The following is a 24,920-nucleotide window of genomic DNA, read 5'->3' on the forward strand; positions in this document are numbered from 1 at the left end:
TCATGATAGTATTTTAATGTTGTTTGTAGCACCCGCTACGCTACAACCGCTCGGAACAGGTATACATAAGACTTTGTTCATACAAAGCGCCTGTGATTGGCGAGTCTTAGTCTAACAAGGAGGTGCAGTTTAATGTACGCAATTATTGAAACAGGCGGAAAGCAAATCAAAGTTGAAGAAGGTCAAGCTATCTACATTGAGAAATTAAACAGTGAAGCTGGTGAGACAGTTACTTTCGACCGTGTTCTTTTCGTTGGCGGAGAAAATGTAAAAGTAGGAAGCCCAGTTGTTGAAGGAGCTACTGTTACAGCTAAAGTTGAAAAACAAGGCCGTCAAAAGAAAATCATCGTTTTCAAATACAAAGCGAAGAAAAACTATCATAAAAAGCAAGGTCATCGTCAACCGTACACTAAAGTTGTTATCGAAAAAATCAACGCGTAAGGTGTTTGTATGATCGATATTACGATTAACAAAACAGATTCAGGCTTGATTGAATCATTTACGATAAGCGGTCATGCCTTGTTTGCTAATCACGGGAATGATATTGTCTGCGCTGGAGTCTCAGCTGTCTCCATTGGAGCGATTAATGCTGTAATCTCCATTACAGGCATTACACCTGATATTGAGCAAGGCAAAGATGGCGGATTTTTGAGCTGCAGCATACCTGCACATATCGCGGAAGATACCCGAGAAAGAATTCAGCTTCTTTTAGAGGGTATGGTTGTTTCCTTAGAAACGATTGAACGTGATTATGGCAAGCATGTTGCTATCAAATATAATTAAATAGGAGGTGGAACGAATGTTAAGATTAGATCTTCAGTTTTTTGCATCGAAAAAAGGGGTAGGTTCTACAAAGAACGGTCGTGACTCCATTTCTAAACGTTTAGGTGCTAAACGTGCAGACGGTCAATTAGTAACTGGTGGAAGCATTCTTTACCGTCAACGCGGTACAAAAATCTATCCAGGAGTAAACGTTGGTCGTGGTGGCGATGATACACTATTCGCAAAAGTTGACGGAATCGTTAAATTTGAGCGTCTTGGTCGTGATCGCAAACAAGTTAGCGTATACCCAGTAGCACAAGAAGCATAAGTTTCTTATGAAAAGGCTGGCTCTTTTGGAGTCAGTCTTTTATTTTTTCATTCTATTTCAGCACTTAGACAGACAGCATTTATGCTCTCTGTCTAAGTGCTGAAAGAAAAGATTTGCATTTTTTTGCTATATTTTTACGTGTCGTTTCATTTTTTGTTATACTTACATACGAGAAAGTCTTCTGACACTAAATAACCGTGTAGGAGTACGATAATGAACAAAGACTGGGAAAGAATCGAATTTTTGAGACATGTACGCCATGATTGGCTGAATAAAATCCAATTGATTAAAGGAAATATGGCATTAAACAAAAAAGACCGCGTGGAAGAGATTATTGATGATATTATTTTGGAAGCGCAGCAGGAAGCAAAATTGTCCAATTTGGATATCCCTGCTTTTGCGACAAAAATACTGACTTCCAATTGGGAAAACTATTCATTCCGTCTGGAATACGAAGTGCTGAATGATGAAAAGTGTCGATACATAGAAGACTTGGCATTGACTGGCTGGACAAGCCGATTTTTTTCCATTTTGGATGGCAGCATTAAAAAATATCACGATAATCACCTTTCTGTGTCAATTGAGCCCCAATTGGCGGAAACCCGATTGTTTTTTGATTTTAGCGGAATAATAGAAGAGAAACAGCAGCTTATCCATTTTTTACAGGAAGAGCTGCAAGATGGTTTTTACGTGCAAAACAGTGAAATTTCAGATGAGGAATTAACGATAGAGCTGCTAATAAAGCAGCATCCATAAAATTCCCTACATTACTTGTATTTCGATTCATAGGCATACTGCCTAACTAGGAGGAAGTTGTAAAATGTTTGTTGATCAGGTCAAGATATACGTGAAAGGCGGAGACGGCGGAAATGGAATGGTTGCCTTTCGCAGAGAGAAATATGTTCCTAAAGGCGGACCAGCTGGCGGAGACGGCGGTAACGGCGCAGATGTAATTTTTGAAGTGGAAGAAGGCTTGCGTACATTGATGGATTTCCGTTATAAGCGCCACTTTAAGGCACCCCGCGGAGAGCATGGAATGAGCAAAAACCAGCACGGCAAAAACTCTAAGGATATGATTGTTAAGGTTCCACCGGGCACAGTCGTTGCTGATGCGGAAACAGGAGAAACAATTGCTGATTTGACGAAGCACGGCCAGCAGGCTGTAATTGCCCGCGGCGGACGCGGCGGACGAGGTAACTCACGCTTTGCAAGCCCGTCAAATCCAGCTCCAGAGCTTTCTGAAAACGGCGAGCCGGGACAAGAGCGTGAAGTTACATTAGAGCTTAAAGTATTGGCAGACGTAGGGCTTGTTGGCTTTCCAAGTGTCGGAAAATCAACATTGCTTTCTGTTGTGTCTGCAGCAAAGCCGAAAATCGCTGATTATCATTTCACGACAATCGTCCCAAATTTAGGGATGGTAGAAACAGAAGATAGCAGAAGCTTTGTTATGGCTGATTTGCCAGGACTGATTGAAGGTGCACACTCTGGTGTCGGCCTAGGTCACCAGTTCTTGCGCCATATTGAGCGCACAAGAGTTATTGTCCATGTTGTCGACATGGCGGCAATTGAAGGCAGAGATCCTTTCGAAGATTATATTACGATCAATAAGGAGCTCCAGGAATACAATATGCGTCTTTTAGAAAGACCGCAAATTATTGTAGCTAATAAAATGGACATGCCGGATGCAGAAGAGAACTTGAAGGTCTTCAAGGAAAAACTCGAAGAGGATTATCCAATCTTCCCAGTATCTGCCTTGACGAGAACAGGTTTACGTGATTTGCTGTTTGCAGTAGCTGATAAGTTAGAGCACACACCAGAATTTCCGCTTGAGGAAGTCGAGGAAGAGGCTGGAGTTCACCGCGTATTGTATAAGCATGAAGCAGATGAGCGTCAGTTCTTTATTTCTAGAGACTCTGACGGAAGCTTTGTCCTTACTGGGGAAGGAATTGAAAAGCTGTTCAAGATGACTGACTTCTCTAGAGATGAATCTGTGAACAGATTTGCTCGCCAGTTGAGAGGTATGGGTGTGGATGAAGAGCTAAGACAGCGCGGTGCTAAGGATGGAGACATCGTTAAATTAATGGATTATGAATTCGAGTTCATTGATTAATTTTTCCTTTAAGTTATGTAATAAACTAAATTTGCTGACTCCATGGGAATCTTCCCATGGAGGTTTCCCTTTAGCTTAAGAGAGGTTGAGCGAATGAAACAGAATAAGTTGGACCAGCGTTTTTTTCTTGTCCGTGAGGATGTTCTTTCAGAGGCGATGAAGAAAACATTGGAAGCAAAGGAATTGCTGGAACGGGGCAAGGCAGAATCTGTTTTTGATGCAGTTCAAAAAGTCGATTTAAGCAGAAGTGCCTTTTATAAGTACAGAGATACAATTTTCCCCTTTCATACAGTCGTGAAGGAACGTCTGATTACGTTATTCTTTTATATTGAGGATCGTTCAGGTACGCTTTCTAAACTGTTGAATGTTGTTGCATCAGGAGGATGCAATGTATTGACAATCCATCAGACAATACCGCTGCAGGGACGGGCAAATGTGACCCTTTCCTTAAATACAGCTGAAATGGAAATATCCATTGATACATTACTCGAAAGACTGCGAATGCTTGAGTTTGTCGAGAAAGTGGAAGTTTTAAGCTCAGGAGCATAATCTGCTCCCTTTTTCTTTTTTGAAAAAAGATGCATTTATACAATGAGAATTCAGAATTATACATAAATAGTGCTTTTAAGTTGGAGGAGAAGGAAATTGAAAGTAGGGTATCTAGGACCGAAAGCAACATTTACGAATATAGCAGTAAATAAAATGTTTCCAAATGCAGAGAAGCTTCCGTATATGACAATCCCGAATTGTATGGATGCTGTAATGAAAGGCGAAGTAGAGGCTGCTCTTGTGCCTGTTGAGAACACATTAGAAGGCTCTGTTAATATCACGCTGGATTATTTAATTCATGAGGTGGACATTCCGATTAAAGGAGAAATTACTGTTCCAATTAAACAGCATTTAATGGTGCATCCAAACTTTAAAGACCGTTGGAAAGATGCAGAGGTTGTATTCAGTCACTCCCATGCGATTGCCCAATGTCACCGGTTTTTGCATGCTGAATGGAATGGAATCAGATGTGAAAATACAACATCAACAGCAGCCGCAGCTCAATACATAAAGGAAAATCCCAACCTCGCTGCTGCATCAATCGGCAATGAATTGACTGCAGCTGAATATGGACTTGAAATAGTCAAACGGAATATCCATGATTTTGATAATAACCATACACGCTTTATCATTATTTCCAAAAAGGATACTGCCTTTCAACCGGTTGACTGCATTCATCTTGGCTATAAAACTAGCTTAATGGTCTCCCTTCCTGCCGATGAGTCTGGTGCTCTGCATCAAGTCTTGTCTGCATTCGCATGGCGCAAGCTGAACTTAGTTAAGATTGAATCAAGACCTACTAAGACTGGTCTTGGCAATTACTTCTTTATTATTGACATTGATCGGGAGCTTGATGATGTCCTCATCCCTGGTGCAATGTCCGAACTAGAAGCGATTGGCTGTGATGTAAAGCTGCTCGGATCATACCCGTTTTATGCAGGAGCAAAAAGTTAAGGAGCCCAAAATTGTTGGGCTCCCTTTTTAAATAAATTAGTCTTCTAGTCCAATTAAGAACCCGGCATTTCGCAATGCAGTTTCGGCATCAATAAGCGCCTCTTTAGAAGGAGCTGTTAATGTGTGTAAATGAATGCCGGACGTCAGCTGTGATAGATAGACAGCATTTGTGCTTTTAATCTTTTTCATAAATTGCTGTACTTCCTTCCGGTTTGACACAAGGATGGAGGCAGTTAAATCACCGTAAACAGGATGTTCGATTTTAACATCTTTTACTGTTACTCCAAAATCCACTATGATATTTAACTCTTCCTCTGTTTTTTCGGGAGGGTGGTTGCAGGCAATGATTTTTTCATGCAGCTCTGGTTTAGATTGCTGCAAATACAAATATCCTTGACTAGTGGCGATAATCGGTTCATTTTTTGCCTTCAGCAAGGTAATATCTCCGACAATAATCTGTCTGCTGACACTTGTCAGCCGTGACAGCTCGCTGCCTGTAAAAGGACGGTTATTTTCTTTAAGCAAGGATAGTATAAAGCTTCTTCTTTCCTCTCCAAGCATTTTTTCCATGTAATTCCTCCTTCATAATCTTTCTTAAATGGATATAAGCTTGCTATATATCGTTTTAAGGCATTTTAAATGATATTTTCAGGTATCTTGTCCTATTTTACCAAACTATTTGCTGTGACCGCCATCAATATCAATTTTTCCTTATAAACACTGATAATGCGGCAATATACTGTCAAAGAACATTTCTAAAGACAGCACATAATTACTGAGAAAAGCGCATAAATTTTTCTGAAGAACAATAACACTTTTTCCGCGACAACATAGACTATATGGACATATGCATAGGAGGGAATCTATAGTGAAGATCCATATCGTACAAAAGGGGGATACTCTTTGGGAAATCGCCAAGAAGTATGGCGTTAACTTTGAAGAGTTGAAAATGTTAAATTCCCAGCTAAGTAATCCAGATATGATTATGCCCGGTATGAAAGTTAAAGTTCCGACTGCTGGCGGCAGTATAAAAAAAGAAGCGCCAATAGCAGGTATGAAGAAGGAGCAGCCAATCATAAAGGAACAGCCAATCATAAAGGAACAACCGATAGTGAAAGAGCAGCCAATCATAAAAGAACAGCCAATCATAAAAGAACAGCCTAAAAAAGAAATGCCGAAAAAAGAAAAACCGAAGGAAAAGCCGTATACTCCAAAAATGCCTACACCAATTATTCCAGAAATTGATATTCACAATTATTATTCCATGAATATGACAAATATTGATGTAGAAGTGGATATTGAAGAAAAACCTGTCCCGCCAAAGCCTGTAAATATTGTACCTGTAAAGGAAGAACCAAAGGCAGAGGTCTGTCCGCCGATTATTCCATATCAGCCATATTGTTATGAAATATCGCCAATGATGCCAGGTTCAGGCTTCCCGCCAGGTGTATGCATTCCAGAAGGAGTTCCGATGGATTATTATCCTGTCCAACATGCTAGCATGCCAGGGGCGATGCCGATGCAGGGAATCAAACATAAATGGGAAGAATCTTCATCTTCTTATGCGTCGCCATTCACACCAGCAGCACAACCGTTTCAACATGCAAATATTGGCACAAATCCAGTAGCTGGTCATAAAGAGATGCCAGTCCAGCAGCCGTTTCAACATGGACTTCAGCCAATGCACCATAATCACATGCACTCTTCTTATGATATGCATGAATCGTCTTCTGATTATGCAAATGTTGCTCCAGCATCATACCAAGCACCGGTTCAGCTTCCATATCAGGAGGATTGCGGCTGTGGCGGGCCTGCTGTGCCATACCCAGGTCAAGTTTATGGCAGTGACCAATTCGCTCCTGGTACAGCAGGAATGCAGCAAGGCTTTAATCCAGGAATGGGAATGGGTGGCGAAATGGCATTCGGAGGAATGCCAGGAACGCAACAAGGCTTCGATCCAGGAATGATGGGAGGCCAGCCACCATTTGGAGGAATGCCGGGAGGAGATCAATTCGCTGAAATGCCAGGAATGCAGCAAGGCTTTAACTCAGGAATGATGGGAGGCCAGCCGCCATTTGGAGGAATGCCGGGCGGAGACCAATTCGGAGGAATGCCAGGAACGCAGCAAGGCTTTAACCCAGGAATGATGGGAGGCCAGCCGCCATTTGGAGGAATGCCGGGCGGAGACCAATTCGGAGGAATGCCAGGAACGCAGCAAGGCTTTAACCCAGGAATGATGGGAGGCCAGCCGCCATTTTCGGGAATGCCGGGCGGAGACCAATTCGGAGGAATGCCAGGAACGCAGCAAGGCTTCAACCCAGGAATGATGGGAGGCCAGCCGCCATTTTCGGGAATGCCGGGCGGAGACCAATTCGGAGGAATGCCAGGAGGGCAGCAAGGCTTTAACCCAGGAATGATGGGAGGCCAGCCGCCATTTTCGGGAATGCCGGGTGGAGACCAATTCGGAGGAATGCAGCAAGGCTTCAACCCAGAAATGGGCGGCTTACCAATGACAGGAGGTCCAGGTTATCCATTTGGAGGTACAATGCCTGGTGGCTTTATGCAAGAACCACCATACCCCCAAGGTGCGCTAGGAAACGTGCCAATGCAAAACACTATGGGTGAGATGGGCACTGGAATGCCTGGGATGCAAGGAATGCCAAGCGGAACTGCAGGAGCTCGTGATGTAATGGGATCTCCTATATTTGGACCAGGCGGCAATGCGCCAATCTTTGCACCTCCATTTCAAGGAAATGGTCAGCCCCCATTAGTTCATCCGTATGGAATTAATGAGGTAACTCCATTTGGCATGCCTCGTTATTTAGACGAAAGCAGCGATTATGAAAATTAATAGTAGAGGAGACGATGATTCAGTCTATCGTCTCCTCGCTTTATTACAAAATAAGCTGCCTTATCCAGTAAAGGATTTGAAACGCATCCGCAAACAAGTATATTTGGTAGTGACAGATTATGCTTGGCTAATCCTTAAAGAGTTCCCAAGCTATAAAAAATTAAAAATCCAAGAGGCATTCACAAACTCTCTTCACTATGAAGGATTTCATGCAACCTATCGCTTCTTCTCTTTTGAACAAGATCCTATTATTATTGATAACCGAATATATGGCTGCATTGAATACATACCTGGAAGCCTTAAGCCTTTCTCCTATATGGATAAAGACAGCAGAAACGAGGCTTTATCGTTAATGGGCCATTATTATAATTGCACAGAAAGGCTAGTCGATACTTATCGATATATTTTGCCTGACTTTGATATTTTTGAAAAGTGGTCAGAAAGAGGTAACCAGTTTAAGCTAAACTTGCCTGTTGCCGCCCAATTTTTAAAAGGAGATATTCTCCAAGAATTAAATGGTTGGATAGATTGGTCTCTATATCATTTGGAAAGAGAAAGAGACAATATTAAAAACCAAAAAAAAGTGATTTTGCATGGAGATGTTGCACATCATAACTTTCACCGCGGCCTTAATGGAGAGCTGTATTTAATTGACTTTGACCTTATTAGTATTGGACCTAAAAGCATGGATTATTTACAATATGCCAATCGGATTTTGCCGCTAATTGGGTGGTCACATCATCAGCTTCAAAAAATAAGCTTGCTTCAGCCATTTTTAAATGAAAGATCCTTTTTAATTGGGCTTGCTTTTCCTACAGATGTACTGCGGGAATGGAACAGGATTATTAGACAAAACAAGCTTAATAATGAGCTGGCCAGAAACCATGTAGTAGAGCTTACAGAGCAGCAATTCTCCAAAAGAAGAAAATTTGTGCAAAAAATGATGAAGTTAGCAGACCGCTTTCAATAGCTTTCCCTATCTTGATTAAACGAAAATGCCTATACTTAACAGCATGAAAGGTTCCTGATTCGCAGAAAATAATTTTGAGCTTTATTTGCTCAAAATGAATTGTGAAAGGGAGTATGCGAAGGATGAAGTGGATGAAAGCGGCAGCTCCATTTACGCTGTCTCTCATGCTGTTGACAGGGTGCGCCAATACGGACCAGGATTTAAATAATAGTGAAAATGATATACCCCTAGGCTATTACTCAAACGAAAGACATGAACAGGAGAGTACAGGGAATGCAAGGGTGTTAGGCAATCAAGATAATGACGGACCTTTGACAGAGGCAATGGACCACACCTTTGGATTAGAAGGGCAGCAAAACCGTGCTAATGCGAGCAATATAAATGATCAAACATCGCTTGGCAATAACGAGGAAAGCTACAATACAGAACTTGCAGACAAGATTAACAATGCTGCCTTAAAAGTAAAAAATGTAAAAGATGTTCGAACTGTTGTTTATAATGATAATGTGTTAGTGGCATTAGAAGTAAATAACAGAAAAACAATCACTACTACTAAAGCAGATGTCAGAAAAAATATAGGCAGTTATATAAAGGGAAAAGAAACATCCATTGTAACAGATAAAGGGATTTTTCTTAATATAGATAGTATTAATAAAGGAATTCGCAAACGTCTTCCTGAAAAAACGATAGACAGGAATAAACGTAATATTATTAAAAAAGCAGATCCAACAAGCAATTTATAAATAAAAAGCTGATTTTAAAAGAAGTTTCTTTTAAAGTCAGCTTTTTTTGTGAAAGTGAGATTTATTAATAAATGTTCTTAATTAATAACATTTTACAGCCAAAAGAGGCAATTGAATCTTATAATTGTTCGATATAATGAAAAAATACAAAGATTTTCCTTTCCATAATGAAATGTTTGCTTTATAATGAAAGAAACATTCGTTATAGAGAACAATTGAAGAACGTAAGGTGGAGGGACAAATCGTGAAGGTACTTGTGACTGGGGGAGCCAGCAATAGCATGGCATTTGAAGTGATCATGAAGCTTATAAAAAAGGGGATAGATGTAGTAATTGCCGATAACTGTGAATGGAAGTTCACATCTCCGTTCCACAGTAATATTACTTATTATCATACAGCGCTTGATAAGGAGCTTTTAACACCTATTTTACAAAAGGAAAAGGTAGAAGTTGCACTACATTTCAAAAGTGAACCTATCACATCAAATAAAATAAAAGACTCCTTCGACCAGTCGGAAGAGAATATTCACACAACGATGCATGTACTCGAAGCTTGTGCGGAAGCTAAAGTGAAAAAGGTGATTTTTCCTAGTACGATCTCTGTTTATGGCAATCAATCAGATGTGGCTGTGGAAGATTCATTTTTAGACCCTATTCTTTTTGAAGGCCTTTCGAAAAAAGTGGAAGAGAAATATGTCATGCATTATCACAAGCTTTACGGCTTGGACTTTTCTATTTTAAGGTTCGCTGATATATATGGAATAGATAATGGCGGATATATAGCAGAAAATATCGAGAGAGCAATAGATGGACATGCACCCCTTATCAATGGAACAGGACAAGAACTGCGAAACTTTCTTTATATCGATGATGCTGTCGATGCTATTTTAGCTGCTTTAACTAGTGGAGATAATCAGGTCATAAATATTGCAGCAGACTCTATGCACAGTTTGGAAGAAGCGGCGGTTTGTGTAAGTGAGACGGTTGGAAAGTTAGAGCCGGTTTATGATAGAGAAGAGGAGACATTAGTTTCCACTTGCCCTGTATCGACTCATAAAGCAAAAGAACTATTAGGCTGGGAAGCAAAAATCCCGCTGTGGGAAGGGCTGCAAAAAACCTTAGAGAAAACCGAGGTAAGAAAGCATTTTTAAAGTTTGTTATTTTGTAAAGAAATTTATTCGCATGTTTTTAGATAATATGGTGAGACTAATAGGGAATTTAAGTTTGTTCTAGTAAGTTAAAGAGGTGGTTCATAATGAAAACCAGATTCCTTTTATTGTTCTCTATTCTTCTTATCATTCTATTATCTGCATCTCCCGGGTGGGGAAATGGAGCTCATGCACAGTCTCCGAAGAAGTTTTCTGTTATGTTGCAGAGAGTATATTTGGACGGGGAAGTTAGTGAAGAGTGTGTAGAGGAAACAATATGGTCGATGGAAGATTTCTGGTCTAAATATGAGAATTGGCAGCTGGTGAATATGGATAGTCACCAATTTGTCTTTAGACAGGAAATGGACGATATTTCTCCATTGCTTAAAGCGAATGGCTATTTCGGAGTATCAGCAGAAGGCGTTTTAGGCGTTTATAATGGTAAGCCGAATAAGTCGAATATTATTCAATCCTTCTTCCAAATAGATTTGGAGAAGCTGGAATCAAAGCAGCAAAAAAATCTGCAAAATGGGATTCCGATTAAGAATAAAAACCGCTATGTGGAAGTGCTTGAGACATTTAAAAATCTTGATACAAACAATCAAGCAAATTAACAATGGATAGTCAAACAGGCTAATCGAAAGAATGGGGAAACTTTCGATTGCCTAAAAAGTCTTATTAGGAGCCTTTAAAACCATTATTTTTAAAAGTGGTTTTTTTGTGTTTTATAAAAGCTATATTTTTGGAATTTTACGAAAATATCTTATATGGTAGTTTTTCTTTATTGTATGCTAAAATAGTCTTTATAGCTTTAATAAGGGAGCGAAAAGGATTTGTACGAATATATTAAAGGGAAAATAGAGTATATTGGACCTGAATACATAGTGGTTGAAAATAATGAAATCGGTTATCAAATTAAGACTCCGAACCCATTCTCTTTTTCTTCCTTATCAAACCAGAAAATCACTGTTTATACGTATCATTATGTAAGAGAAGATATTATAAGCTTATATGGTTTCCGGTCAAAGGATGAAAAGACATTATTTATAAAGCTGCTTAATGTTTCTGGTATCGGACCAAAGGGCGCTCTTGCTATTCTGGCTTCAGGACAGCCGGATCAAGTAATTTCTGCTATTGAAAATGAGGATGAGGCATTTCTTGTGAAATTTCCTGGTGTCGGCAAAAAGACAGCAAGACAAATGATTCTTGACTTAAAAGGGAAGCTGTCAGATATCATGCCGGATTTCTTTCCAGACTTGTTCAATGTGGAAGAAGTGGAACAGAAAAAAGCTGGCGAGTCTCTTCTTGATGAAGCACTGCTTGCATTGTCTGCGCTCGGATACACGGACAGAGAGGTTAAAAGAGTTATACCACAATTGAAAAAAGAACAGCTTACAACAGACGAATATATCAAACTGGCGTTAAAGCTGCTGCTTAAGTAATCGGAGATATCTTTTAAGGAGAGGAGTGGAATATGTTGGATGATCGCATCGTATCTGGAGAAGCCGATTCATTAGAAGTTTCCTTTGAACAAAGTTTGCGTCCCCTTCAATTAAAAGAGTATATCGGTCAGGATAAAGTCAAAGATAATTTGGAAGTGTTTATTAAAGCTGCTAAATTTAGGGAAGAAGCCCTTGACCATGTCCTTTTATATGGACCGCCAGGCTTAGGAAAAACAACATTGGCAACAATTATCGCTAATGAAATGGGCGTTAATATCAGGACGACTGCCGGACCGGCAATTGAAAGGCCGGGTGATTTGGCCGCCATCCTCACCGCCCTTGAGCCTGGAGATGTTCTTTTTATTGATGAAATACATCGGCTTCCCCGAGCTATCGAAGAGGTACTTTATCCAGCCATGGAAGATTACTGCCTCGATATTGTGATTGGAAAAGGGCCTAGTGCAAGATCTGTGCGCCTTGATCTGCCGCCGTTTACACTAGTTGGTGCAACGACAAGAGCTGGCTCCGTATCTGCGCCGCTGCGAGACCGTTTCGGCGTCTTGAGCAGGCTTGAGTATTATCAAGAGGAACAGCTGAAAAGTATTGTCGTTCGTACGGCACAAGTGCTCCAAGTAGATATACATGACGGGGCTGCATGGGAAATCGCGCGAAGGTCGAGAGGAACACCGAGGATTGCAAACCGATTGCTGAGAAGGGTCAGAGACTTTGCTCAAGTAAAAGGTGATGGAAGTATTACGGAAAAACTTGCCCATGATTCTTTAGAACTTTTGCAAGTCGACCGTTTAGGTTTAGACCATATTGACCATAAATTATTAATAGGTATGATTCATAAATTTAGAGGCGGTCCTGTCGGTTTAGAGACAATTGCAGCGACGATCGGGGAAGAGGCGCACACGATTGAGGATGTGTATGAACCGTATTTACTGCAGATTGGTTTTCTGCAGCGGACACCTCGAGGCCGTGTCGTTACCGATTTAGCCTATGAGCATTTAAATATAACCAAAGAAGTATAACGAATCATGGCACGCTCATTATAGCCATGATTCCAGTTTGAATACAATAGTTTTTAAAAGAGAAAAGGTGAAGTATAGTGAAAGTAGATTTATTTGATTTTCATCTGCCAGAAGAATTGATTGCACAAGTGCCTTTAAAGGATAGGACTAGCAGCAGGCTAATGGTGGTAGATAAGGAAACAGGAAGCTTAGAACACCGTACATTCAAGGATATTATTGAATACATAAACCCAGGAGATTGCCTTGTTCTTAATGACACGAGAGTCTTGCCTGCAAGACTGCACGGAGAAAAGGAAGATACAGGTGCGCATATTGAGGTCCTTCTTCTTAAACAGCAAGAAGGAGAGCAATGGGAAACATTAGTGAAGCCTGCAAAGCGTGTTAAGAAGGGGACAGTTATCTCCTTTGGCGACGGTAAGCTGAGGGCTGTTTGTAAAGAAGAGCTTGAACATGGTGGCAGAATTCTTGAGTTTGTCTATGATGGAATCTTTTACGAAATTCTCGATGAGCTTGGCGAAATGCCGCTGCCTCCATACATAAAAGAAACGCTGGACGATCAAGACAGATATCAAACGGTATATGCTAAGGAAAGAGGATCGGCTGCTGCACCAACTGCCGGCCTTCATTTCACAGAGGAGCTGCTAGAGGAGCTTAAGCAAAAAGGAGTTCATATTGCATTTATCACATTGCATGTTGGTCTTGGCACATTCCGTCCAGTGAATGTGGAAGATATTGATAAACATGAAATGCATGCAGAGTTCTATCAGATTACTGCAGGCACCGCTAAGCTGCTAAATAAGGTGCGGGAAAGTGGCGGGCGTATTTTGTCTGTCGGCACAACTTCCACACGCACATTAGAGACAATTGCCACAGCAAATGACGGTCAATTTGTGGAAAGCAGCGGCTGGACAAGCATTTTTATATACCCAGGATATGAGTTCAAAGGGATTGACGGCATGATCACTAATTTCCATTTGCCAAAATCGACGCTTATCATGCTAGTAAGCGCACTTGCCGGCAGGGAACATATTCTTCATGCATATGAGACTGCTGTTAAAGAACACTACCGCTTCTTCAGCTTTGGAGATGCTATGTTCATCCGCTAAAAAGCAGCAGCTGCAAATTCTTATTGGTGGATTTTTAAATAAAGGAGATTTTACATTGACTGCAATACGTTATGAATTAATTAAGACGTGTAAACAAACAGGAGCAAGGCTTGGTATCGTGCACACTCCGCACGGTTCCTTTGAAACTCCTACATTTATGCCTGTCGGTACATTGGCGACAGTAAAAACGATGGCGCCAGAAGACTTGAAGACTATGGGTGCAAATATTATCTTGAGCAATACGTATCATTTATGGCTCCGCCCTGGTCATGAAATTGTGAAAGAGGCGGGAGGCCTGCACAAATTCATGAATTGGGACAAAGCGATTTTGACTGATTCAGGCGGTTTCCAAGTGTTCTCATTAAGTGATTTCCGCAAAATTGAGGAAGAGGGAGTTCATTTTAGAAATCACCTAAATGGAGATAAGCTGTTCCTTTCACCTGAAAAAGCGATGGAAATCCAAAATGCGTTAGGTTCAGACATTATGATGGCATTTGATGAATGTCCGCCATATCCTGCAGAGTATGACTATATGAAAGCATCGGTAGAGCGTACATCAAGATGGGCTGAGCGTTGTTTGAAAGCACATGGCAGACCAGAGGACCAAGGCTTGTTCGGAATCATCCAAGGTGGAGAATATGAAGAGCTGCGCAAACAGAGTGCAAGAGATCTTGTATCTTTAGACTTCCCAGGCTATGCAGTCGGCGGCCTTTCTGTCGGCGAGCCGAAGGATGTTATGAACCGAGTGCTTGAGTTCACAACACCATTAATGCCGGATAATAAGCCGCGTTACTTAATGGGTGTTGGTTCACCTGATTCCTTAATAGATGGGGCAATCAGAGGGATTGATATGTTTGACTGTGTTCTTCCGACACGCATTGCCCGCAACGGCACATGCATGACAAGCGAGGGCAGACTTGTAGTGAAAAACGCAAAATATGCTAGAGATTTCGGGCCGCTTGACCCGGAATGCGACTGCTATACATGCAAAAACTACAGCCGAGCTTACATCCGTCATTTAATCAGATGTGATGAAACTTTCGGAATAAGACTTACATCTTACCATAATCTCTATTTTCTGTTAAACTTAATGGAGAATGTCAGACAAGCGATTCGTGAAGATCGATTGGGGGACTTCAAAGAAGAGTTTTTCGAGCGCTACGGCTTCAATAAGCCAAATGCTAGAAACTTTTAAATAGAGAATTTGAAAGGAGGGGAAATGAATGCAAAACATTATGGGGCTACTACCATTTATTTTAATGTTTGTTCTATTCTACTTTTTGCTTATCCGTCCGCAGCAAAAGCGTCAAAAAGCGGTAAGGCAAATGCAGAGTGATTTGAAAAAAGGGGACAAGATTGTCACGATTGGCGGACTTCATGGCACAGTCGATGCAATCGATGAAGGCACTGTTGTTCTTAAGTCTCCAGACGGAAGCCGTCTGACTTTTGACCGCAATGCAGTTCGTGAAGTTCTGGAATCTTCCAGCACTGTCCTGGACAAAGCATAATACAAAAAGCTGGAAGCAAGTTTTGCTGCCAGCTTTTTTTAATGTAAAGTTATTCTCCATTAAGATTTCGAAAGATTAACTCCTAATATGCCGCCCATCATCGCGATCAGCGTATAGCAAACATGGTAAATGAACTGCTCGAAAGTAAAGAGCTGATCCAAGCCTAAAAAGCTGAACAAGAACACTATCAGGAAATAAATCAAGCCTGTTATCCCCCCGAGAAACCAGCCCTTTTGCTTACCTTTCCCACCAGATATAAACCCTCCTGCAAACAAAGTAATAAACGACACAGCAGTGATTATGTATTGCAAGGATGCTTCCTGAAGGGAAGTGAATCTCAGCAGCAAGGAAAAGACAATGCTGCTTGTAATAAATAGGGTAAAGATCGCTATCAGGCCATATAATACAGCACTGCCGACATTTTTGCTTTCTTCGATCTTAAACCTCTCCTTTCAACCATTTTCTTTTTTAATGAGAAATCTTGGAGTTTCATACTAGTACAAGCATATTCGCCAACTGTCCTAAATAGAATCATGAATTTGATTACTTCGCATAAAAATCATCGGCGAGAAGAAACTAAAAAGGTTGTTTATTCGAAAAGAAATACTTTTGGGAGGGAATATAATGGAGGAGTATATTGTCATTCTGCTGAGGACTCTATTGCTTTATGCCATCATCGTTCTCGTTTTCCGCATGATGGGTAAACGGGAAATAGGGGAGTTAAGCATTCTTGACTTAGTTGTATATATTATGATTGCAGAAATTGCTGTTGCTGCGATTGAAGATATTAAAACAGAGCTAGTTCCTACTATTTTGCCAATATTTATTCTGCTTCTGATTCAGATTGGTCTGGCAGCTCTTTCCCTTAAAAGTAAAAAAATTAGAGATTTGATTGACGGGAAACCAACCATCATTATCAATAAAGGGAAAATTGATGAAAAAGCAATGCGTTCCCAGCGCTACAATATGGACGATTTACTCCTGCAGCTTCGCGAGAAGGATGTTCGTAATGTTGCTGATGTTGAATTTGCGATATTAGAAACGTCTGGAAAGCTGTCTGTTTTCGAAAAGGAGCCGAACAAATCAGGCGTTACCATTCCTTTAATAATCGATGGGGTCATTCAAGAGGCAAGTCTTAAAGAAATTGGAAAAAGTCATGGCTGGTTACAGCAGGAGCTGAAGAAACAGGGGCATCTAAAGATAGATAAGATATCCTTCTGCAGTTTCCAGGATGATAAATTTTATATTGATTATTTTGACGAAAAATGAGGCAGAGTCAAGACTCTATCCTCATTTTCCTGTCAATATGGGACCGATCCACGGAATCCGTCTAATATCTTCTTTTTTAATGAGCTTAAAAACAAAAAGCAAAATCAGGTACAACAAGCTAATGATAATTGTATCTGCTGCCACCATTAACACAAGGCTGTCTATCCAGCTTAAGTTAGCCAGAAATGCTCCAGCATAGCCGGAAATAAAGATGACAGCAAGCATTTTGGCGTAATCTTTTACATAAATAGAAAATCCTATAGATTTAGTTATAGTAGCGAAATGAAGCAATGTTGTGAGAACAAAGCCGACTATTAAAGCAATGGCTACCCCGTAAATACCGAACTCCGGCCTGCTGGCAAGAAGGAGAATAACGGCTGTTTTCACAGCTGCTCCGATAAAACTGTTTATCATCGCAGCCCTTGCCAAGTTAAGCGCCTGCAGTGCTGCTTGAAGCGGTCCTTGATAGTAGTTCAAGATAAAAAATGGTGCCATCAGCAAAATAAAGGTTGTCCCCTTTGTGCTGCCATACATGACGGTCATTAAAGGCTCTGCCAATGCATACAGCACAATCACAGCAAGTCCGCCTGTCATGAACGTAAACCTTAACGCTTGCTGCAGCAAATAATCTATCGTTTGCTTTTGATTGCTGGCATTGGCTTCACTTATGGCAGGAACAAGCGATGTGGACAGTGATTGTGTGAAAAACGAAGGAAGCATCAAAAGAGGCAGTGCAAATCCTGTTAACACTCCGTATTGCTTCGTAGCATTGACGGCAGTAAGCCCAGCGATAGCCAAGCTTTGCGCCACCACAATAGGCTCTAAAAACCATGCAATACTCCCAATCATTCTGCTTCCTGTAGTAGGAAGGGCAATTTGCATAAGCTCGTTAAAGGTGGTTTTCCCTTTCACTATATACTGCAAGAATTTGTTTCGAAGGGAAAAGCTCTTTTTCCATTTGAAAGAGGCGAGCAAGTAAAGAAGAGAAGCCAATTCTCCAATAACCCCAGCGAGCATCGCTCCTGCAGCAGCATATTCAATTCCCATAGGCAAGAATGCTTTCGTAAGAACAGCTATTAACGTGATGCGGATAACTTGTTCAATTACCTGTGAAACAGCTGCCGGCTTCATCGTTTGTTTCCCTTGGAAATATCCTCTTAGAACAGAAGAGACAGCGATGACAGGAATAATCGGTGCGATGGCCATCATTGGCACTAGTGTTCTTCTGTCATTAAATAATGTTTCAGCCAAATATGGAGCAAGCAAATATAAAAGCGGTGTAAAAACCAATGCAAGTCCAAGTGTCGTTGATAAAGAAACGACAAGTATGGATTTGACTTTGCGCTGATTCCCTTCCGCATATGCTTCTGCCACGTTTTTTGAAATGGCGACAGGCAGTCCAAGTTGAGTGATGGTCACGACTAAAATGAGTGTGGGATATACCATCATGTACAGCCCGACTCCATCTTCCCCTATAAATCGGGCAATAACGATGCGATTGATAAAACCTAAAACTCTAGTGATCAGTCCTGCTGCTAGCAGTATAATGGTGCCTTTCAAAAACTTAGACATTCTATTTCCCTGCCTTCTCAAATAACGAATAATGCTATACAATTAACTATATGCATTCATGTGGACAAAGCATGACAAGTATATAAAGGAATTTGAAAAGAAGCAGAGATTGGATCGAAAAGGAACTATTGCCTTTCATCATGAAAAACGTAAGAGGTTTATGATAAGAGGAAAAGGACCATCATGTTAAAGGAGCTGTTTGAAAGATGCCATCTGAGCATTTGTATGATCATTTTCGCCATCAAGTGAAGCCAGCGCTGAAGAGCAAGCTGGAGGAATTTCATCTACTGGGCTATGACACTATAGATGAGAACGAACTATGGTTCTTCTTAACGAAGAAAAAGTGGAAGAAAACCTCAACGGACTACAGGATTGCAGAAATTGTTCAAGATGTAATGAATGTTAAAGTATTAGACTTCATGAATTTTGCCACAGTGGAAGCCTACAAGGCAGACGACTATTTCTCTGTGCTTTCAGAGGAGGAAAAAAAGGAGCTGCTAAAATAACCTTTACATACAGAGCATTTGTGAATTTTTTGTGAAGAAGTTCGATAATTTTTAGTACAAATTGACAGCACTCATAAACTGTTTCATAATGTTTTATTATAGAAAGAAAATGTTTAATTAACGAAGAATTCATGAACAAATTCTGTAATGAATAGTGCTTGCCGTCCTGTCAAGCTGTCAGGATGGCTTAAGCTTGTCAATAGGTGTAATCATATGTACGCCTTTTTAGAACGAGGAGGAAAAATACATAATGGTAAAGCGGAGCAGAATAGTTGCCTTCCTATTAATTGTAGTTGTCTTTGCAGGATTGATGGGAGGAACAACAAATAATATTTTAAAGGATATTAAACTTGGTCTTGATCTCCAAGGTGGTTTTGAGGTTCTTTATAAAGTTGAACCAATAGATGGGAAAAAGATTAATGCGGATATTCTTAACAGTACGGCTCAAGCCTTAGATAAGCGAATCAACGTGCTCGGTGTCAGCGAGCCAAGCATTCAAATCGAAGGAAAGGACCGCATCCGTGTACAGCTAGCAGGCATAACTGATCAGAATAAGGCACGGGAATTGCTGTCGACAGAAGCGAACCTGTCGTTCCGTGATGTTAACGATAAAAAGCTGATGGATGGTTCTGACCTAGTGCAAGGCGGAGCTGAACAGGTATTTGATGAATATGGTAAACCTAGTGTTTCCTTAAAGCTGAAGAATGCTGAGAAATTTAAGGACGTAACGACAGAAGTGCTTGGAAATCCGCTTGTCATCTGGCTCGATTATGAAGAAGGCGATTCCTATGCGGAAGAAGCAACAAAAGCTGATCCTAAATTCCTGTCTAACCCAATGGTAAGCAGTGTATTGAACACAGATACCGTTTCGATTACAGGGAACTTTACGATTGAAGAAGCGAAGACATTGGCTGAGCTTCTGGATGCGGGAGCTCTTCCTGTTAAGCTGACTGAGGTTTATTCAACAAGCGTTGGAGCCCAGTTTGGTGACCAGGCTCTTAAAGAAACAGTATTTGCCGGCATTGTTGGTGTTGGACTTGTGTTCTTATTTATGCTGTTCTACTACCGTTTGCCAGGCTTAATTGCAGTCATCACCCTGTCTATATTCGTATACTTAAATCTGCTTGTTATTGATTTAATTAACGGGGTACTGACACTGCCGGGAATTGCCGCCCTAATACTTGGTGTCGGTATGGCGGTTGACGCCAATATCATCACATATGAACGGATTAAGGATGAACTTAAAGTAGGGAAAACACTGAAATCGGCTTACCAAGCTGGTAACAAAAACTCAATATCCACCATTATTGATGCTAACCTTACAACGATTCTTGCGTCCGTTATCTTATTTGCATATGGTACAAGCTCTGTTAGAGGATTTGCGACATTGCTGATTGTCAGTATTCTAGTGAGCTTTATCACGGCAGTATATGGGACAAGATTGTTGCTTGGGCTTATTGTTAACAGCAAAGCATTCAACAAGAGACCGTCATGGTTTGGTGTCAATAAGAAGGATATTAAGCATATTGGCGAAAACTACGATACACTTACATTGCCGACGAAATTTGACCGTATTGACTTTGTAAAATACAAAAACGTATTCTTTGGAATATCAAGCGTTCTTGTTGTTGTAGGTATCATTGTTATTGCTGTGTTTAGACTTAACCTTGGCATCGACTTTGCAGCCGGTTCACGGGTGGAAATAAGCTCTGAGAAACCATTGACAACAGAAGCGGTTCAAGCAGATATGGATGCTCTCGGCATTACAGCAGATGATATCACTATTTCTGGTGAAAATAATGACAGAGCTGCAATCCGCATAAAAGGGGATATGAGTCAAAGCAAAGTCGCAGAACTGAAAACGACTCTGCATGATAAATACGGCTCCGATCCGAATGTCAGCACCGTATCACCTACAGTCGGAAAAGAGCTGGCCAAAAATGCGTTCTATGCCATCATTTTAGCATCACTAGGGATAATACTTTATGTAACAATCCGTTTTGAAATATATATGGCATTAGCAGCTATTATCGCCCTGCTTCATGATGCATTCTTTATCATTGTCATCTTCAGCTTTACAAGGCTTGAAGTTGATATTACATTTATCGCGGCAGTACTTACGATTGTCGGGTATTCTATTAACGACACGATTGTTACGTTCGACCGTATCCGCGAAAACCTTGTGAAAAAGAAAAGAATTACGACTGCGAAGGAAATCAAAGATATTATCAATACAAGTATCCGCCAAACATTTACACGCTCCCTCAATACAGTTCTCACAGTTGTTATCTGTGTAATTGCTTTGTTGATTTTTGGAAGCGAGTCAATCCGAAACTTCTCATTAGCTTTATTGATTGGTTTAATTGGCGGTGCATACTCTTCTATCTTTATCGCATCCCAGTTATGGTTTGTATGGAAGAAAAAAGAGCTTAAGAAAAAAGGCGTTCTAATTACGGTTAAAGAAAAACGTGTAAGTTCAGATGAGCCGCAAGTATAAGTTTGATTTAAGACAGGTCCTTGATTGAAGGACCTGTCTTTTTAGTTTAATACCTGCATATTATGGGAAAGTTATAGGGAAGGACTTAGTATTGGAGGTAGCTTATGAAAATCCAATGGAACTTTTTATTTGGCATTGTTTTTGCACTTATAGTAGCTGTTTTTGCTGTGATAAATGTTGATTCTGTTACAGTGAACTATTTATTTGGAACAGGAGAATGGCCGCTCATTCTCGTAATTCTAATCTCCGTATTGCTGGGAGGACTTATGATAGGCTCTGCTGGCTTGATAAAAATTTATTCGTTGCAGAGAAAATGGAAGGCTGCAGTTAAGGAAAACGAGTCACTTCAATTGCGGCTGCAAGAGCTTGAACCAGTACAAGCTGGTGAGGCAGAACGAGTAGAGACAATAACTGCTCCAACAAAATAATTTCACACACAAAAAAGCTTATGCTCAGCAATGGCATAAGCTTTTTTGTGTGTAATCAAAGTCTGTTTCTTCCACTATCAAACATTGAAAGGATTAACTCATACTTGTATAATGATAGATTGAGGTGATAAGATGCTTCATCCTAAATCTAGATGGATTACAGAAAAGAAAAATAATGATAATGCTGCAATACTTGCAGACCAGTTAAAAATCACACCTCTTGTAGCAAGTTTACTCGTAAACAGAGGGTATGATAGCCTTGAAAAGGCAAAAGCATTTTTATACAGCATAGATGAGTTTCATGACCCATTTTTAATGAAGGGCATGGATATAGCAGTAAACCGCATAAAGGATGCCATCGATAAACAAGAGCCAATCCTTATATTTGGCGACTATGACGCAGATGGTGTAACAAGCACCACTGTTATGATGAAAACATTGGAGGATCTAGGCGCCGATGTTCAATTTTATATACCCAATCGTTTTACAGAAGGCTATGGACCGAATGAAGGGGCATTTCGATATGCAGCAAGCATCGGCATTAAGCTGATTGTTACAGTGGATACGGGAATAGCTGCTGTCAAGGAAGCAGATGTGGCGAAAGAGCTAGGGATAGACTATATCGTGACAGACCACCATGAGCCTGGATTAGTTCTTCCAGATGCGCTAGCAATCATTCATCCAAGATTGGATGGGAGCGAGTATCCTTTCCATGAGCTTGCCGGAGTCGGTGTTGCTTTAAAAGTTGCGCATGCGCTATACGGCGAACTCCCAGAGCATCTTCTGCAATTTGCTGCAATTGGGACAATTGCCGACCTTGTATCACTGACAGGGGAAAACCGGATTATCGCCAAACTTGGAATCAAGAAGTTGAAGCAGACTGCTAACATCGGCTTACAGGCATTACTGAAGCAGATGAAGACAGAAGCAAGCGGGATAGATGAGGAAACAATCGGATTTATGATTGCCCCTAGGATAAATGCTGTTGGCCGGCTCGACAGTGCTGACCCTGCCGTTGAACTGCTCTTAACAGCTGACCCAGACCTTGCTGCATCTCTTGCAGAAGAGATGGAAGCGATAAATAAAGAACGGCAGGCAATCGTTAACCAAATTACGGAGGAAGCGATTGAACAAGTTGAGACGCTGTATCCGTTGGCCGAAAACCGGGTGATTATCGTCGGTAAAGAGGGATGGAATCCGGGAGTAGTCGGTATTGTGGCTTCAAGGCTAGTCGAGAAATTTTACAGACCTACCATTGTTCTAGGCTTTGATCAGGAAAAAGCTATTGCAAAGGGGTCGGCACGCAGTATTGCCGGATTTGATTTATACCAGAATCTGTCTACATGCAGAGAGATACTTCCCCATTTCGGCGGACATCCGATGGCAGCAGGGATGACACTTGCATTGGAGGATGTGGATCAGCTTCGTCAGCGCTTGAACCAACTCGCTTTTGACAAGCTTGTTCCTGAAGATTTAGTTCCATTAACAGCCGTTGATATGGAGATTGACCTTAAAGATGCGCATTTACAAGCCATTGAGGAAATGCAGCTGCTTGCGCCATTTGGTGTCGATAATGCTAAGCCGCGGATTGTGATGGATTCTGTTGAGATAAGCACTATAAGGAAGATTGGAGCTAACCAGAATCATTTGAAGGTGCAATTTCAGCAGGAAGACACAAGCCTTGATGGAATTGGGTTTGGGATTGGCGAGCTTTATGACCATATATCGCCAAGTGCAAAGGTGTCTGTACTAGGACAGCTTTCTATCAATGAATGGAATAATATAAAAAAGCCGCAAATATTTATTCAGGATATTGCTGTAAAGCATTGGCAGCTTTTCGATTACCGAGGTATTAGAAATTTGGAGAAGCTCGCATCTGCCATACCAGGCAACAGTGCAACATGGATTTTCTTTCACAAGGATTCGGCAACACCTGAGGCTCTTAATTCTATTTCTGATTATAAAATTATTGAAAATCTTGATGATGCAGCATCCTTCCAAACCGAAAATCGCATACTAGTACTGGCAGACTTTCCGCATAGCAAAGATATCGTTCAACAATTGTTAGCTAGCACTGCCCCTGAACGAATATATGCAAGCTTTTTTAAGCAGGACAGCGACTTTTTCAGCACGATGCCGACAAGGGATCACTTTAAATGGTACTACGCTTTTCTTGCAAAGCAAAATGGCTTTGACCTTAAAAAGTACGGCGGAGAGCTTGCGAAACGCCAAGGCTGGAGCAAAGAAACAATTGTTTTTATGTCAAAGGTGTTTTTTGAGCTGAATTTTGTTACAATGAAGGATGGGTTTATTACGCTGAATAAGAATAGCAATAGAAGAGATTTAACAGAGTCTCCTTCTTTTCAACAGAAACAAGCACAATTTTCGCTCGAAAATGAATTAATATACTCGTCTTATGAGCAGTTAAAGAATTGGTTTGATCTTATTCTTCAGAAATCCGTTAAGAATGAGGAGGAAGTGCAAGAATGGATTTAAAACAGTATGTAACAATTGTGGAAGATTGGCCAAAACCGGGCATTCGTTTCAAAGATATTACCACACTTATGGATAATGGTGATGCATATAAATACGCAACAGATAAAATTGTTGAGTACGCTAAAGAAAAGGAAATCGATATTGTTGTCGGACCAGAAGCCCGCGGCTTTATCATCGGCTGTCCTGTTGCTTATTCATTAGGAGTAGGCTTTGCGCCAGTTCGTAAAGAAGGAAAGCTGCCAAGAGAAACAATCAAGGTTTCTTACGGCTTGGAGTACGGCAAGGATGTGCTGACAATCCATAAGGATGCAATTAAGCCTGGCCAAAGAGTCCTAATTACTGATGACTTGCTTGCAACAGGCGGCACAATTGAGGCTACAATCAAGCTTGTAGAAGAATTGGGCGGTGTAGTAGCTGGGATTGCCTTCTTGATTGAATTGTCTTACCTAGAAGGACGCAAAAACCTTGATGGCTATGATATTTTGACATTGATGGAATATTAATAACGAAGAAGAGCGCTGTGATAGCGCTCTTTTTTTTTGCAATAAAAAAGCATCGGGAACTTTCGACTGTTTTCGACAAAAATTCTAATGTTTTGCAAAAAAATTACATGGATTCTCTTTACATTCTCTCTCTTTTTTTTAATAA

The 24,920-nt window shown here is 40.8% G+C and carries 26 protein-coding genes and 1 other annotated feature; of the genes, 23 read left to right on the forward strand and 3 right to left on the reverse strand.

The genetic code is table 11. The features are described from left to right. The first annotated feature begins 34 nt into the window (after window positions 1–34). Window positions 35–117: a sequence feature (ribosomal protein L21 leader region), on the forward strand. Window positions 118–132: 15 nt separating this feature from the next. The 7 genes from rplU to pheA all read left to right on the forward strand — a co-directional run bounded on the left by rplU (window position 133) and on the right by pheA (window position 4,703). Further along, window positions 133–441: a 50S ribosomal protein L21 gene (rplU, locus tag M3600_RS05570; RefSeq protein ID WP_127737291.1), complete on the forward strand. Its 309-nt coding sequence runs from the start codon at window positions 133–135 to the stop codon at window positions 439–441. Window positions 442–450: 9 nt separating this feature from the next. After that, the gene (locus tag M3600_RS05575) at window positions 451–783 is read left to right on the forward strand and encodes a ribosomal-processing cysteine protease Prp (RefSeq protein WP_233313014.1); all 333 of its coding nucleotides are present in this window, start codon (window positions 451–453) and stop codon (window positions 781–783) included. 16 nt (window positions 784–799) lie between these two features. Continuing rightward, window positions 800–1,090 carry a 50S ribosomal protein L27 gene (gene rpmA / locus M3600_RS05580; RefSeq protein ID WP_016201696.1) on the forward strand — a complete coding sequence of 97 codons (291 nt, stop codon included), beginning with the start codon at window positions 800–802 and terminating at the stop codon, window positions 1,088–1,090. A 213-nt stretch (window positions 1,091–1,303) separates the two neighbouring features. After that, the gene (locus M3600_RS05585) at window positions 1,304–1,846 is read left to right on the forward strand and encodes a Spo0B C-terminal domain-containing protein (RefSeq protein WP_233313015.1); all 543 of its coding nucleotides are present in this window, start codon (window positions 1,304–1,306) and stop codon (window positions 1,844–1,846) included. 64 nt (window positions 1,847–1,910) lie between these two features. Then, entirely contained in the window at window positions 1,911–3,200 is a 1,290-nt protein-coding gene (gene obgE, locus M3600_RS05590; protein WP_233313016.1) for a GTPase ObgE, read from the forward strand. Between the two features lie 93 nt (window positions 3,201–3,293). Beyond that, window positions 3,294–3,749 carry an ACT domain-containing protein gene (locus tag M3600_RS05595; RefSeq protein WP_251644892.1) on the forward strand — a complete coding sequence of 152 codons (456 nt, stop codon included), beginning with the start codon at window positions 3,294–3,296 and terminating at the stop codon, window positions 3,747–3,749. Between the two features lie 96 nt (window positions 3,750–3,845). Then, window positions 3,846–4,703 carry a prephenate dehydratase gene (gene pheA, locus M3600_RS05600; protein ID WP_233313017.1) on the forward strand — a complete coding sequence of 286 codons (858 nt, stop codon included), beginning with the start codon at window positions 3,846–3,848 and terminating at the stop codon, window positions 4,701–4,703. A gap of 36 nt (window positions 4,704–4,739) precedes the next feature. Here the strand turns inward: pheA and M3600_RS05605 are convergent, their stop codons facing one another. After that, window positions 4,740–5,273, reverse strand: coding sequence for a transcription repressor NadR (locus M3600_RS05605; protein ID WP_233313018.1), 534 nt, complete (start codon window positions 5,271–5,273; stop codon window positions 4,740–4,742). 298 nt (window positions 5,274–5,571) lie between these two features. Between M3600_RS05605 and safA the strand changes: the two genes are divergently transcribed. From safA to yajC, 10 genes are all read left to right on the forward strand, one after another. Continuing rightward, window positions 5,572–7,554, forward strand: coding sequence for a SafA/ExsA family spore coat assembly protein (safA, locus tag M3600_RS05610; RefSeq protein ID WP_251644893.1), 1,983 nt, complete (start codon window positions 5,572–5,574; stop codon window positions 7,552–7,554). Next, entirely contained in the window at window positions 7,544–8,524 is a 981-nt protein-coding gene (locus M3600_RS05615; RefSeq protein WP_233313020.1) for a phosphotransferase, read from the forward strand. The genes safA and M3600_RS05615 overlap by 11 nt, the downstream gene beginning before the upstream one ends. Before the next feature lie 122 nt (window positions 8,525–8,646). Then, a complete protein-coding gene (locus tag M3600_RS05620; RefSeq protein WP_237941749.1) occupies window positions 8,647–9,267 on the forward strand; it encodes a YhcN/YlaJ family sporulation lipoprotein in 621 nt (206 codons plus the stop codon). A gap of 244 nt (window positions 9,268–9,511) precedes the next feature. After that, window positions 9,512–10,417, forward strand: coding sequence for an NAD-dependent epimerase/dehydratase family protein (locus M3600_RS05625; protein WP_251644894.1), 906 nt, complete (start codon window positions 9,512–9,514; stop codon window positions 10,415–10,417). A 104-nt stretch (window positions 10,418–10,521) separates the two neighbouring features. Further along, the gene (locus M3600_RS05630; RefSeq protein WP_233313023.1) at window positions 10,522–11,028 is read left to right on the forward strand and encodes an intercompartmental signaling factor BofC; all 507 of its coding nucleotides are present in this window, start codon (window positions 10,522–10,524) and stop codon (window positions 11,026–11,028) included. Between the two features lie 219 nt (window positions 11,029–11,247). After that, window positions 11,248–11,856: a Holliday junction branch migration protein RuvA gene (gene ruvA / locus M3600_RS05635; protein ID WP_233313024.1), complete on the forward strand. Its 609-nt coding sequence runs from the start codon at window positions 11,248–11,250 to the stop codon at window positions 11,854–11,856. Between the two features lie 35 nt (window positions 11,857–11,891). Continuing rightward, window positions 11,892–12,890: a Holliday junction branch migration DNA helicase RuvB gene (gene ruvB / locus M3600_RS05640; protein WP_233314697.1), complete on the forward strand. Its 999-nt coding sequence runs from the start codon at window positions 11,892–11,894 to the stop codon at window positions 12,888–12,890. Window positions 12,891–12,967: 77 nt separating this feature from the next. Next, on the forward strand, window positions 12,968–13,996 hold the full coding sequence (gene queA, locus M3600_RS05645; protein WP_233313025.1) for a tRNA preQ1(34) S-adenosylmethionine ribosyltransferase-isomerase QueA: 1,029 nt from the start codon (window positions 12,968–12,970) through the stop codon (window positions 13,994–13,996). Between the two features lie 55 nt (window positions 13,997–14,051). Next, window positions 14,052–15,191, forward strand: coding sequence for a tRNA guanosine(34) transglycosylase Tgt (tgt, locus tag M3600_RS05650; RefSeq protein ID WP_233313026.1), 1,140 nt, complete (start codon window positions 14,052–14,054; stop codon window positions 15,189–15,191). 28 nt (window positions 15,192–15,219) lie between these two features. Beyond that, the gene (gene yajC, locus M3600_RS05655) at window positions 15,220–15,504 is read left to right on the forward strand and encodes a preprotein translocase subunit YajC (RefSeq protein WP_233313027.1); all 285 of its coding nucleotides are present in this window, start codon (window positions 15,220–15,222) and stop codon (window positions 15,502–15,504) included. A gap of 59 nt (window positions 15,505–15,563) precedes the next feature. Here yajC and M3600_RS05660 read toward each other — a convergent pair whose 3' ends face one another. After that, window positions 15,564–15,941: a TIGR04086 family membrane protein gene (locus M3600_RS05660; RefSeq protein WP_233314698.1), complete on the reverse strand. Its 378-nt coding sequence runs from the start codon at window positions 15,939–15,941 to the stop codon at window positions 15,564–15,566. Window positions 15,942–16,128: 187 nt separating this feature from the next. Between M3600_RS05660 and M3600_RS05665 the strand changes: the two genes are divergently transcribed. Then, window positions 16,129–16,773 (forward strand): DUF421 domain-containing protein, encoded by a 645-nt coding sequence (locus M3600_RS05665; RefSeq protein ID WP_233313028.1) that lies wholly within the window; start codon window positions 16,129–16,131, stop codon window positions 16,771–16,773. Window positions 16,774–16,794: 21 nt separating this feature from the next. Here the strand turns inward: M3600_RS05665 and spoVB are convergent, their stop codons facing one another. Next, the gene (gene spoVB, locus M3600_RS05670) at window positions 16,795–18,345 is read right to left on the reverse strand and encodes a stage V sporulation protein B (protein WP_233313029.1); all 1,551 of its coding nucleotides are present in this window, start codon (window positions 18,343–18,345) and stop codon (window positions 16,795–16,797) included. Window positions 18,346–18,551: 206 nt separating this feature from the next. Between spoVB and M3600_RS05675 the strand changes: the two genes are divergently transcribed. The 5 genes from M3600_RS05675 to M3600_RS05695 all read left to right on the forward strand — a co-directional run bounded on the left by M3600_RS05675 (window position 18,552) and on the right by M3600_RS05695 (window position 24,775). Then, window positions 18,552–18,851 (forward strand): post-transcriptional regulator, encoded by a 300-nt coding sequence (locus tag M3600_RS05675; RefSeq protein WP_233313030.1) that lies wholly within the window; start codon window positions 18,552–18,554, stop codon window positions 18,849–18,851. A gap of 250 nt (window positions 18,852–19,101) precedes the next feature. Continuing rightward, window positions 19,102–21,348: a protein translocase subunit SecDF gene (gene secDF, locus M3600_RS05680; RefSeq protein ID WP_251644895.1), complete on the forward strand. Its 2,247-nt coding sequence runs from the start codon at window positions 19,102–19,104 to the stop codon at window positions 21,346–21,348. Window positions 21,349–21,452: 104 nt separating this feature from the next. Further along, complete coding sequence (locus tag M3600_RS05685) at window positions 21,453–21,776, forward strand: LapA family protein (RefSeq protein ID WP_251644896.1); 324 nt, start codon at window positions 21,453–21,455, stop codon at window positions 21,774–21,776. A 132-nt stretch (window positions 21,777–21,908) separates the two neighbouring features. Then, window positions 21,909–24,272: a single-stranded-DNA-specific exonuclease RecJ gene (recJ, locus tag M3600_RS05690; RefSeq protein ID WP_251644897.1), complete on the forward strand. Its 2,364-nt coding sequence runs from the start codon at window positions 21,909–21,911 to the stop codon at window positions 24,270–24,272. Then, complete coding sequence (locus M3600_RS05695) at window positions 24,263–24,775, forward strand: adenine phosphoribosyltransferase (RefSeq protein WP_233313034.1); 513 nt, start codon at window positions 24,263–24,265, stop codon at window positions 24,773–24,775. The genes recJ and M3600_RS05695 overlap by 10 nt, the downstream gene beginning before the upstream one ends. The last annotated feature ends 145 nt before the right edge of the window (window positions 24,776–24,920 follow it).

Source organism: Niallia sp. MER 6, from assembly GCF_023714395.1.
Classification (GTDB): domain Bacteria; phylum Bacillota; class Bacilli; order Bacillales; family Cytobacillaceae; genus Niallia.